Below are 11,824 nucleotides of genomic sequence, written 5' to 3' on the forward strand. Positions count from 1 at the left end.
TGAACGAGGAGTCCTGCGAGGTCGTGTCGATCTGGTTCAGGATGTTGTTGTACTGAGACACCAGGTTCGCACGCGAGGTCTGGGCAACCGTGTCCTGGACGGGGCTGGAAGCCGTCGAGAACGTCAGCGACGAGGTCAGCGTACCGCCGATCGAACCACCCGCGGCGCTCGAACCGATCGTCGAGGACGCGTAGTCGTTGGTGGTCGAAACCGTCAGCAAGCCGTTGGCGTCGATCGTGGCAGTCAGGTTGTTGGCCTGAAGCTGCGTGTTGAGCTGATCGAGCGTCTTGACCGTGCCGTTGGTGCCGTCGCCGAAGGTGACGTTGACCGCCGTGCCGCCGTTGAAGGAGGAGAAGGTCAAGGTCTTGCCGGCGATGCCGCCGATGCCCGAGGTACGCGCCGCGGTGAATGCGGTCGAGGTCCCGGTGTTGCCGGCGAAGCCGAGCGCGTTCAGCGCATTGCCGGTGCCGGTGATCGACAGGTCGGCATTGACGCCGGTCGAGATCTTGAGCTGACCGGAGGCGTTGATCGACGAGTTGGTCTGGCCGGTTGCGGTCGCAAGCGTCGCGGTGCCGTTGGCATTGACCGTCGCGGTCTGCACGCCGGTGGCAAGGTCGATCGCCTTCAGCACGTCGGCAACCGTGCCGGCCTGCAGATAGACGGTCGAGTTGCCGTTGCCGTCGGTGAGAACGTTGCCGCTCGCACCATAGCCGCTCGGAACGCTCGGAGCACCGGTCGAGCCCGGGATCGGCGCGTTCTTGAAGGTGATGACGTGACCGTCGACGTTCAGCGTCGAACCGTCAGCAATCGTCGCACCCAGCGAGGCAGCGCTCGTGGTCCGGTTGACGCTCACGGTGGCGTTGCCGCCGCCCACTGCCGAGCTCAGACCGAGAGCCTTGAGCAGGTCGGCCTTGCCGGTGACGCTCAGATCCGCACCCGTCGAGCTCTTCAGCGTGACGGCACCCGCACCAACGCTCGAAGCGGTCTGGCCAACGCTCGTGGCGAGCGTCGCAGCGCCCGCACTGATGGACGCCGTCTTCACGCCGCTGGCGAGATCGACCGCGGTCAACAGATCGTTGACGGTCGCAGCCGGAGTGCCCGCGGTACCGAGATACACGGTGGTGTTGCCGCTGCCATCGGTAACGAGGTTGCCGCTGACGCCCGAACCGGACGCAACCGCGGTCGACGCCGGAGCAGAACCGCTGCGGAACGTGATGGTCTTGCCGTTCACGGTCAGCGTGTCGCCGTCGGCAGGCTGGGCGTTGCCGAGCAGGCCGGTCGCGGTCGTGCCGTTGGTGGCGATCAGGGTGATGGTGCCGCCCAGAGCGGTGGTGCCGTCGCCGGCCGTTCCCGCAGTGCCCGTGAACGTGCCGATGGTGGCGCCGAGCGTCGTGGTGCTGCTCGCCGCCGTGGTGCCGCCGGCCGTGCCGTTATACACAACGTTGCTGCTCGCGGTCGCGCTGGCGAACGAGGTCGTGCCGCGCAGGTCGGCCGCCGTCGCACCCGAGATCGTGGCGGAGACGTTGGACTTGGTGGAATAGCCGACGGTGGTCTGCAGCGCCTGGTTGGCGATCGACTTCGCGCTGTCGATCAGCTTCTGCAGCGAGGTGATGCCGGTGTTGGCAGCCTGCAGCACCTGGACGCCGTTGGCGATGCCGTCGAGCAGGTTGTTGATGTCGCTGGCGCGGTTGTCGAGCGACTGGGCGGTGAAGAAGTTGGTGGGATTGTCCAGGGCGGAGTTGACGCTCTTGCCGGTCGACAGACGGCTCTGGGTCGTGGCGAGAAGATCAGCGGTGGACTGGAGGGAAAGCAGGTTCTGGCGAACCGAGGACGAGAGAACAATACCGGACATGACTCTGTTACCTTTCTGGTAAACGACGCTACTGCTACGCGTCTGCTTGGATCGAGATTGACCCAGCGACCGGCGGACCGTGGCTCCGAGAATCTAACGAAGCATGAAATGAAACCGGCAGTTTTGCCGAGTCGGCGCGTGATTCGGCCGATCCACAGATCCGCGACGCTGCTCCGCCGGGCAATTTCGACGTTGATATGATTGATCTTTTCCGCGCTCGTGGCGAGGATTCACAAGTCGTTAACTAATCTTGATGGAGTATTGCGCCCTGATCCGCCGCAACACACGCTCGGTTACGAAAGCGTTGATGGAGAACAGGCATGGCCCTCAAGGTCGAGCTCAGACCGCACGAACGCATCATCGTCGGCAACTGCGTGATAACCAACACCGACCAGCGCGCCCGCCTTTTGATCGACGGCGACAACGTGCCGATCCTGCGCGAGCGTGACATCCTCACGCCCGAGACCGCCGACACGCCGGCCAAGCTCGTCTATCTGGCGGTGCAGCTCATGTACATCTCGCCGGATCCGCAGACCCAGCACGGCACCTATTTCAACCTGGTGCGCGACATCGTCACCGCGGTGCCGAGCTCCTGGCCGATCATCGAAGGCATCAACAACAACATCCTGAACGGCGACCTCTACCGGGCGCTGAAGGACGCCCGCAAGCTGATCGCCTATGAAGAGAAGCTGCGCGGCCAGTTCGAGGCCACGCATCCCAAGACGGAAGCGGTCAAGGACGACGTCAGCACCGCCGCCTGATCCGCTCTCGCGCGGTCACGCCGCGCGAACGAGCAGGCCTCACGCACGACCAACTCTTTCGAAATACCAGCCTTTCGAAAGACCAGCCTCTCGAAAGATAACGGCCCCGATCGCCTCCGGGGCCGTTGTCGTTGCAGGAATGCTTAGATACTAATGCTCTGCGAGCGGTGGCGCCTCGACCTCGACCACTGCGTCGCCGATCCGTCGTGCGCCGAACTCCAGCACGGCCGCGACCAGCGCGTCGATGTCCGACTCCTCGGTGCGATGATTGACGATCGCGGCCCGGATCGCGAACTCGCCGTTCAGCGTCGTGCTCGACGGCGCCGCAACGCCGGATTCCTGGATGTCTGCAACGATCTCGCGATTGACCTCGTCGGCGGCGCGGTAACGAAAACAGACGATGTTGAGATTGACCGGTGCCAGCAACTCCAGCCGCGGCTCGGCGAGAACGCGCGTCTCCAGATATTTCGCCAGCGCACAGCTACGCGCGATCACCGCACCCAGCCAGTCGGTGCCGAACGTCTTCAGCGTGAACCAGGTCTTCAGCGCACGGAAGCCGCGTGACAGATCGGGCCCAAGATCGCAGGGCCAGACCGCGCCCGCGGCGAGCCCCCTCGCCTCGCGGCGCAGATAGGCCGCCGGCTGCGCAAAGGCTTGCCGATGCTGCTCTCCGTCGCGCACCAGCAGGAAGCCCGCATCGTAAGGCACCTGCCCCCATTTGTGGAAGTCGAGCGCGATGGAATCCGCGAGCTCGATGCCGCCGAGCAGCGGCGCGAGCTCGGGCGACAGGATCGCAAGCGCGCCGAACGCGCCGTCGACGTGAAACCAGATTCCCTCTTCGCGGCACAGCTCCGCGATCGCCTTGAGATCGTCGACCGCCCCGATGTCGACCGTGCCGGCGGACGCGACGACGAGGAACGGCTTGAAACCGACCTCGCGATCGACAGCGATCTGGGCGCGCAACGCGGCAACGTCGATGCGATGGTCGGCATCGACGCCGATCTTGCGCAGCGCATCGGTGCCGAGCCCGGCAATGTCCATCGCCCGCGAGACGCAGCCATGCGCGGCCTGCGACGTATAGGCGGTGAGCAGCGCACCGTCATTGCCGATGCCGTGCTGCCGCGCCAGCGTGCCGAGCGCGCTGGCACGCGCCACCAGCACGGCCATCAGATTGGCCATCGACGTGCCCGTGACGAAGATGCCGCTCGCGCCGTCGGGAAACGCGAACAATTGCCGCATCCAGCCGACGATCTGGCGCTCGACCTCGATCGGCATGTGGTCGCGGCCGCCGAGATTTGCGTTGAGGCCCGCCGCGAGCATTTCCGCGAGCATGCCGACCGCGGTGCCGCCACCATGCACCCAGCCCATGAAACCCGGATGGACGTTACCTGTCGCATACGGCGCGACATGCTCGGCGAATTCGCGATAGACCTCGGCGAGATCGTTTGCCTCGCGCGGCACGTCGGCCTTGAATGCCGCGCGGGCGCCGTCGGGGATCGGCTGCCACACCGGGCGCGCACGAATGTTGGCAATACCGTCGATAGTTTCGTCCAGCATGCGATGGGCGAGCGCGCGAAATTCACTCCAGTCCTGAGGATCGAGCGAGCTGTGCGTGACCGAGCTATAGGTCTTGCGGACGATCTCGTTCATGCTGCACTCCCCTCGCCCGCTGTTGCATGCCGCGACAGCATCGCCGTGAATGCCGCGAATATCTTGCGCATTTGCGGCGGCTTGTACGGAAACACGATCGGCGGATCCATGTTGTGCACGACGGCGGTGTTGTCGGCCTCGAAGACAAGGAGTTCGCGGTTCTGGTTCTCGGCGCAATCGACGATGAAATAGTCGAGGCCGACGCGCCTGCTCATTTCGTCGAGCGCGACCTTGTGGCGCGCAGCGAAAGCATGATCGAAGTCGAGCATGAAGACGGCCTCCTCCGCCCGCTTCTCCTCGCTGAACGCCATGTAGGCGTTGAGATACCAGATGTCCCAGCGGTCGGCGATCGCCATGTGGCAGGCATAGGGCTTGCCGTCGACCATGGCGAGACGATATTTGCGGTAGAGCCCATCGGGACTCACATAGTCGACGAAACGCGCGACGAAGAAGTCCTGCTCTTGCCGCTCGGCAAGATAGGCCGCGAGCGCCGGCGCATTGTCGAGCTTCGCTAGGCCGACGCCGGCATGCGAGCCGCGCGGCCGCGCGATCATCGGGAAGTGCAGTTCGTCCGCGATGTCCTTGCAGGCCTTTCGTCCCTGCGAAAGATCCGACAATTGCGCGCGCGTCGCGTGGATGGTCGCGGGAATGTCGAGACCCGGGACACCGGCCAGCAATCGATAGAGCTTGTCGCGATCGAGATTGCCGATGAGATCGGGACGATTGAGCAGCGGCCGCGGCCAGCGTGGCGCGGCCTTTTCGATCAACGCGAGCGCATCCCGGCATTCCTCGGAATCGGATGCGATCACGATCGCGACGTCGTGCTCGGGCAGATTCTCCGGCAGACCGACGCCCTTGACCACGTAGAGCGTCAACAGCTCGATGTCGGAGTCTTCCAGCAGGAAGTCGATCGGCGTGTTGCCGCCCATGTCGATATCGGCCGCGAGCGCGAGCACGCGCAGACGGGGTTTCGAAACCGCACAGGGCGTGCGAAACAATTGGTGGAAGGAGAGCACCTCAGTCTGGATCACGAGCCCGGCCTCCTTCTCGCCGAGAAGCTGGGCAATCAACGACAGGTCCAGGCCTTCGCCCGCCTCTGCCGTCCCTTCCGCGATCCGCGCCAGGAGCTGTTCGCGCAACGGATGCAGATCGCCGCCCTCGAAGGCGCGGCGCGTCAGCTGCGCAAAGCCGATGCGGTCGGCATGGTTCGGCACGGTCATGCCGATCGGCGCGGAAACCGGATGTTGCATCTCACACCTCGAACGCGGGCTTGTCCAGCGCGGTTGCGGCCATGCCGCGGTCAAGCAGCAGCTCGATCTTCACCAGGACGTGGGCGATGCGATCGAGAACGTGCTGCACATTGCGTTGCGCCTGCGCCGGATCCGGCGACCAAGCCTCGGTTACGAGCCGTGCGCCGACGCAGAGGCGCAACGCGGCCTGCGGCGCATCGTCCTGCCGTTCCAGCCGGACCGGCTGGCCGATCAGGCAGCGCTGCGCGGCGACCTGCCGGTCTGAAGCGCTGCCGCCGATCTCCTCGCTCATGTCGCGCGCCAGCGCCCGATGGACGGCACCGGTCTCGGCGATCGAGACCGGTTTGCCGCCGCGCAGCAGCGTGAACGGAAAGATCGTGGCCTGCGCGAATTCCTCGTCGTCCGCGCCGGTGTTCTCGACCGCAGCCGGCACGGGGCGAAGCGACGGCGACAGCGCGATCATGCTGTCGACGCCGGCGGCAATTTCGAACAGTGCCTTGGCGCGGAAGGCTTCGGGCACGGCGTAGTAGCTGCCGATCTCGGCCAGAGCCGCCTCCCAGCGCAGCCATTGGCCGAAATTCGGCCGGCGCTCGAAGCGCGAGCGCAGCGCCGTCCAGGCCGTCGGCCAGTCGCTGCGGCCGGCATAGTCGAACAAGCCCGGCGCGATCGCACCCATCCGGTCGAGCGAGCGCGAGCGGCCTTTCGGCACCAGCAGCGCGCCGCTGAAGGCGGGCCCGCCGAAGAATTTCGAGCCGGTGATCAGCACCATGTAGCCGCGGTCGAGATAGGAGCGCAGCCGCCGGCGGCCGAGCCGCGCCTGGCAGGCATCGACGACGACCTGAACCTTGCCGGGCCAGCGTCGCGCGATCTCGTCGAGGCAGGCTGTGGTCGGCGCGCGCCAGCCCAGTTTTGAGCAATCCATGATCTGCAACAAAACGCCTCGACCTTGCGCGAGGCTGGTCTCGATCGCGCGCAGCACTGCGTCATCGGCATCCTGGCGCATCGCGACGCCGGCCGCCATGTCGATCAGCGGCACCGCGATGCTATCGCCGGCGAGCCCCGTCACCGCGCCGTCCTTGCGCACGGCGATGCCGCTTGCCGTCATCGTGCTGAAATGGTGGCCGCGTGCGGTATGGGTGGTTCCGCTTCCGGTCTGGTCGGCGCCGACCACGATCGTCACCGGCGGTGCGCCGAGCACCGCGCGCGCCACGCACAGGGCGTGAAGCTGCGAATCCGTGCCGGACGGCGAGAACACGACATCGATGCGCGGCGAAAGCTGAAGGTGGCCGCGCAGCTCGTCGCGCATGTCCTCGCAGCGCGCGTCGAAGGCGACCTCGACCTCGTCGAACAGGCATTTGTGCATCAGCTCTTCGCGCGCCAGCGCGGCGCGATCGTAGGCCATCTGCGAGATCGTCGATGCTGTCGAGGAGGCGAAATTCCAGAGCTCCGGCTCCGGCGACGGCGCGCAGCCATAGGCGTTGACACGCTCCTTCGGATCGAGCGCCAGTCGCGGATCTCCGCCGGAGGCGAGCAGCGTGTCCAGCGGCGTGAAGAGATCCCGCAGGCGGTAGCGCGAGCCGCCGTCGGACGCGTGCTCGGTGGCCGACAGACGGGATGCGCCGGCGCTCATCCCGAAAGGCTCACGCCGCATCGGCCGCCGCCGCGGGCGCCGCTGTGAATTGCGAAGTGATGTCGCCGTGGAACACCGACGGCCCGACGTGATCGAGCGAGCTCTGGATGTCGGCCCAGATCTCGCCGCCGATGTCGGTCCAGCGCTTGCAGAAGGCGAAGTCCTCGGAGAGATAGGTGCCGGTCGCAGGATCGATCATGCATTCGAACAATGCAAACCGGTTCTGGCTCGCCGCCAACGTATCGTGCGAATGCTCGCGGAAGAATTGCAGCGCCGCGTAGTCCGGATGCCGACACATCGCCTCCAGCACGTGGCGGCGGATCATCAGGAAGCCGGTGCCGGCGTAGCGCACGCGGGTGAAGCCGTTGACCACCACGATGCGGTCGGGGTCCTCGATCTCGAGCACGTAGTCCAGCGAGGCCGCCGGAACGTCGGGGCGGCCGGCTTCGATCGCCCGCTTCGCCTTGTCCCAGTTGACCCGCTTGATCGGATAGCAGCCGGCAACGACATCCGCGCCGCACTCGATCAGCCGGAACACCTGCTCCGGCGTGAAGCCGATGTCGGCATCGATGAACAGGAAATGCGTCGCCCTGGGATCGTCCAGGAACATCGCGGCCAGGTTGGCCCGCGCGCGCGTGATCAAGGCATCGCCGTCGCGCAGGAGCACCTTGAGCTCGAGATTGGCCATGCCGTGCACGGCGCGCTGGAGCGCGAAGATCGAGCTTGCATAGATGCTCGACACCTGCCCGCCGAAGCATGGCGTCGCCACCACCAGTTGCATCTTGTCCGACATCGCCCGCTCCGCCCCGCTCCAATCCTCACCAAGAGGTAAAGAGGCATGGTTAACGGCGCCTTAACGCATCCTTACAGGAACTTGACGAGCGAGAGCTGCGACAGGTTCGAGGTCACCTGGTAGGACGCCTGGAGCGCGTTCTGGAGCGCCAGAATCTCGCTCGCGACCTGATCCGGCGAGGCCGATTCCGCCTGGTCGATGATGGTCTGGAGCTGCGCCTTGGCCTGGGTCTGGCGCGTGCCCGCGTCCTTCATCGTGTTCTGGGCCATCGCAAGGTCGGTCTGGATGTCCTCGATGCGCTGCTGGCCGGGCTGCTTCGTCAGGGCCTGCGTCACCCGCAGGCTCAGCGCGGCGACCTGCCCGCCTGAATACTGCCCGGTCGGCGAGGTCGAGAACGTCCCGAACACCGCGATCGCCTGCAACTGCTGGCGGATCGCGTCCTCGTCGGCCTGCGCGCCATATTGCACCGTGACGGAATCGTCGACGCGCGCCACGGCGGTGGAGCGCGGCGAGCCGGGCCCGTCATTGCCCTGGTACCATTTCACGGTCGTGGCCGAGCCGTTGACCAGCGTTGTCGCCGAGCTCGCGGGCGAGGTGCCGACGCGCAGCGGCGGTTGCGTGGCGGTCACGGGCGTCGAGGCGAAACCGAGCGAGCCCAGCGCTCCCGTATTCGAGCTCGTGATGTTCAGGCTCGCAGCGTCGTCGGTGTTGATCGTGATCGCGCCGCCATGAACCGTCGAGGGCTTCGAAGTCCCCGTGATCTGGTCGATCTTGCCGAGCAGGGTCTGGATGCTGTCGCCGACGTTGAGCTGGTTGGCGGTCGCGCCGGAGTTGACGAAGGTGAGCGTGGTGCCGTTGACGGTGATGGTGTCGCCGGCGACGAAGCCCGGTGAAATCGAGTCCGAAGGGCTCGCGCCGGACAGCGTCGTCGCGCCGGTCACGGGCGCCGCCGTCGCCGCCTGATTGTTGACGGGCGTGCCGATCGCGGAACTTGCGGTGTTGAAGAAATTGTCGCCGGCAACGATCGCGGATGCCGCCACGAGCGAGGTGTTGGCAAGCTTCTTGATCGCGGTGTTCAGCGCGGTGTTGAGGTTCGTCGCCGTGTTGGTCGGGTTGACGGGGGTGCTCGCATCGATGGCGAAACTGCCGAGCGGCGTCGGTGTCGCCGTCGACGCGGTCAGGTCGATCTGCTCGGTCGTCCCGTCCGGCAGCGTGAACTGCACGCTCAGCTTGTCGCCGTTGTTCGGATTGACACCGTTGAGATCGACCGAGAACGACACCGGCGAGCCGCTCGGGCCGGTGACGGTCGCCCCCGTCAGCGTCGAGGAGACCGCGGCGATCTTGAGCCCGAACGGCGATCCGGCGGCGTCCTCCGACACCTGCACCGAGCTCGGCGTCGGCTGCGTCTGCACCAGTCGGCCCATGCCGCCCGCGCCGAGGTCGGCGGCCTGGCGCTCCGCCATGACGGTCTTGAAGCCCGCCTGCGTCGTCGTGCCGTTGATGATGTCGCCGGCATCCGCGACCGACTGCGTGTTGAAGGCCGTTCCGGAAAACAGATAGCGGTTGCCCGACTGCGTGTTGAGAACGCCGACCATCGAGCCGAACTGGGCGGCGGCGGTGTTCTGCGCAACGGTCTGCCCGTTGACGTTGAGATCCTGCGCGGTGTTGGCGGAGCCGGTCTGCACCGTGTTGCGGATCGTGGTCAGCGACTGGAGCGCGGTGTTGGCGAGGTTGATGCTGACGTTGACGTTGGTCATCGTGTCGGTATAGGCGGCGATGTTGGACAGCTGCGCGCGTCCGGCGATCGCAAAGCCCTCGTTGGTGCCCATCCCGGAATAGTTCTGCGACAGCTTGCCGGTCGAGAGCTGCGTCGAAAGGTCGGTGAGCTGCTGGTTGATGTTGCGGATCTGCGAGCCGAGAACCGACGAGGAGTAATTGACGCTGCTGATCGACATGTTTCAGAGCCCTGTTACTTGTTACACTTGAGCCTGGAGCAACGTGTTCATCATGCTCTGCACCACCGACATGACGTGGGCGTTGGCGGCATAGGCATTCTGGAGCTGGATCAGGTTCGACATCTCCGAGTCCAGATTGACGCTGGAGGTCGAGTTGAACTTGGCCTGCAGCGTCGAGACCACGACGCTCTGGCCCTGCTGGAGCTGGGTGGCCTGGGTCGCGGCATTGCCCTGAATGCTCAGGAACTGCTGCAGATAGTTCGAAACGCTGCCGGTGAAGGGCTGGCTCGCCGAGCCGAGACCGCTCTGCGGCGAATAGGAGAACACCGCCGAGGTGAGCTGCGAATAGAGATAGTCCGAGCGCGTGGTGTCGCCTGCGGGCGTCACCGGCGAGGTGCTGTAGACCGACAGCCTGGTCGGGTCGGTGACGAGCTGCGTGTTCACGGCGATGCGCCCGGCGAGGCCCGTCATCTGCGAACCCGACGCCGTGATCGCGCCGGTGTAGAGCACCTGTCCGCCGTCGGTGAACAGCGGCAGTTGCGGATTGCCCGAGGTCAGCGACGTGATCGTCTTGGTGGTCGAGGACGAATTGACCTTGGCAAGGCCGGTGTTGTCGTCGGTCACCCGCAGCGTGGTGGCCGTCGCCGGCGACGGAGCTGCAGCGAACGACAGATGCGAGCCGGAGAGCGCGGTGTTGAGCGCCGAGGCGATTGCGCCCATGCCGCCGGAGAAATTCACCCCGATCTGCATCGGGTTGGCGTTGGTCGCGTTCTGAAGCGGCAGCGCCGCCGGATCGGTCACGTTGACCAGCGTGACCTGGCGCTGCGTGTTGGTGGTCGTGTCCGTGTAGGTGATGTTGACGCTGTTGCCCGGCTGCGCACCGGCGAGGTCGAGATCGAACCCGGCCGGCGGACCGGAGACCGTGCTGCCGGCCGTGGTCTTGTCGGACAGCGCGCTCGACATCGTCGCGGCGAGCTGGTCGATCTGGTTCTGCGCCTGCACCAGCGTCTGGTCGCGCAGCTTGAGATCGGCCGCGATCTGGCCCGAAGACACCACGTTGTTGGCGACGACGTCGAGCTGCGAACCGTTCGGCAGCTTGATATTGAGCGCGCCGACGCCGGACTGGGCCGGATTGATGTTGTAGAGCGAGGTTGCCGACAGCGCACCGGCGGACGCAAAGGTGAATTGCGAGGCGAGCCCGGCGCCGACCAGCTGGATGCCGGTGGTGGTGTAGATGTTGGCCTGGTTCGAACCGTCGGTGGTGACGCGAACGTCGACATATTTCGACAGCGTGTTGATGGCCTGGTCGCGCTGGTCCATCAGCGTCGCGGCCGAGGGGTCGTTTGCCGACAGGCCCTGGAGCCTGGTGTTGATGTCGGCAACCTGCTGCATCGCGGCGTTTGCCTGCTGTGCCGAGGTGCCGAGATCCTGCTCGACGTTGGAGCGCAGCGACTGGATGCCCTTGGTGGTGAGGTTGAGCTGCTGTGCCAGCGTCTGCGCCGCGCCCAGGGCAACCGTTTGCGCCGACGACGAGCCCGCGCTGGTCGAGAGCGCCTGCAACGCCGTGGTGAAATTGTTCAGCGCGGTTTCGAGCGTACCGCTGTTGCCGGGCGTGCCGTAGACATTCTGAAGCTGCTTCAGGATGTTGGCCATCTGGTCGGCGTAGCCGCTGCCCCCGGTTTCGGTACGCAGCTGGTTCAGCACGTAGGTATCGAGCTCGCGGCTGACGCCGGTCGTCATCGCCGTCGAGCCGAAGTCGCCGGTGGTGACCTCGATCTGGTTCGGCGTCTGGACGACGTAACCCGGCGTCTGCGAATTGGCGACGTTCGAGGAGACGATCGAGAGCGCGGCCTGGTTGGCACGCAGACCGCTCATCGCACTGGCGAGGGCTGAACTCAAACCCATGTTGACATGCCGCCTTTGGTTACGTCAC

Annotated in this window: 8 protein-coding genes; 1 reads left to right on the forward strand and 7 read right to left on the reverse strand. The window is 65.7% G+C overall.

The window, feature by feature from the left end; all coding sequences use genetic code 11:
- Positions 1–1,852: DUF1522 domain-containing protein (locus tag OC450_RS17030; RefSeq protein WP_262048313.1), on the reverse strand; the 1,852-nt coding region annotated here is incomplete at its 3' end.
- A gap of 320 nt (positions 1,853–2,172) precedes the next feature.
- Here OC450_RS17030 and flbT point away from each other — a divergent pair.
- On the forward strand, positions 2,173–2,613 hold the full coding sequence (gene flbT, locus OC450_RS17035; protein ID WP_211385352.1) for a flagellar biosynthesis repressor FlbT: 441 nt from the start codon (positions 2,173–2,175) through the stop codon (positions 2,611–2,613).
- A 150-nt stretch (positions 2,614–2,763) separates the two neighbouring features.
- On the opposite strand, the gene OC450_RS17040 is transcribed toward flbT, so the two are convergent.
- From OC450_RS17040 to flgK, 6 genes are all read right to left on the reverse strand, one after another.
- Positions 2,764–4,263 carry a pyridoxal phosphate-dependent decarboxylase family protein gene (locus OC450_RS17040; protein WP_262048314.1) on the reverse strand — a complete coding sequence of 500 codons (1,500 nt, stop codon included), beginning with the start codon at positions 4,261–4,263 and terminating at the stop codon, positions 2,764–2,766.
- Entirely contained in the window at positions 4,260–5,513 is a 1,254-nt protein-coding gene (locus OC450_RS17045; RefSeq protein WP_211385354.1) for a RimK family alpha-L-glutamate ligase, read from the reverse strand. The genes OC450_RS17040 and OC450_RS17045 overlap by 4 nt, the downstream gene beginning before the upstream one ends.
- A gap of 1 nt (position 5,514) precedes the next feature.
- Positions 5,515–7,164: a hypothetical protein gene (locus OC450_RS17050; RefSeq protein WP_262048315.1), complete on the reverse strand. Its 1,650-nt coding sequence runs from the start codon at positions 7,162–7,164 to the stop codon at positions 5,515–5,517.
- Positions 7,154–7,936 carry a hypothetical protein gene (locus OC450_RS17055; protein WP_262048316.1) on the reverse strand — a complete coding sequence of 261 codons (783 nt, stop codon included), beginning with the start codon at positions 7,934–7,936 and terminating at the stop codon, positions 7,154–7,156. The genes OC450_RS17050 and OC450_RS17055 overlap by 11 nt, the downstream gene beginning before the upstream one ends.
- A 71-nt stretch (positions 7,937–8,007) precedes the next feature.
- Positions 8,008–9,891, reverse strand: a complete 1,884-nt coding sequence (locus tag OC450_RS17060; protein ID WP_262048317.1) for a flagellar protein — start codon at positions 9,889–9,891, stop codon at positions 8,008–8,010.
- A gap of 21 nt (positions 9,892–9,912) precedes the next feature.
- Positions 9,913–11,796, reverse strand: coding sequence for a flagellar hook-associated protein FlgK (gene flgK / locus OC450_RS17065; protein WP_262048318.1), 1,884 nt, complete (start codon positions 11,794–11,796; stop codon positions 9,913–9,915).
- Between the last annotated feature and the right edge of the window lie 28 nt (positions 11,797–11,824).

It is taken from the genome of Bradyrhizobium sp. Bra78 (assembly GCF_024519855.1).
GTDB classification, from domain to species: Bacteria; Pseudomonadota; Alphaproteobacteria; order Rhizobiales; family Xanthobacteraceae; genus Bradyrhizobium; species Bradyrhizobium japonicum_G.

Excerpts from the sequence above, each read along its gene's own strand:
- OC450_RS17045 (WP_211385354.1), bottom strand. The coding sequence starts at position 5,513 with ATGCAACATCCGGTTTCCGCGCCGATCGGCATGACCGTGCCGAACCAT.
- OC450_RS17040 (WP_262048314.1), bottom strand. The coding sequence starts at position 4,263 with ATGAACGAGATCGTCCGCAAGACCTATAGCTCGGTCACGCACAGCTCG.
- flbT (WP_211385352.1), top strand. The coding sequence starts at position 2,173 with ATGGCCCTCAAGGTCGAGCTCAGACCGCACGAACGCATCATCGTCGGC.
- OC450_RS17060 (WP_262048317.1), bottom strand. The coding sequence starts at position 9,891 with ATGTCGATCAGCAGCGTCAATTACTCCTCGTCGGTTCTCGGCTCGCAG.
- OC450_RS17055 (WP_262048316.1), bottom strand. The coding sequence starts at position 7,936 with ATGTCGGACAAGATGCAACTGGTGGTGGCGACGCCATGCTTCGGCGGG.
- OC450_RS17050 (WP_262048315.1), bottom strand. The coding sequence starts at position 7,164 with ATGCGGCGTGAGCCTTTCGGGATGAGCGCCGGCGCATCCCGTCTGTCG.
- flgK (WP_262048318.1), bottom strand. The coding sequence starts at position 11,796 with ATGGGTTTGAGTTCAGCCCTCGCCAGTGCGATGAGCGGTCTGCGTGCC.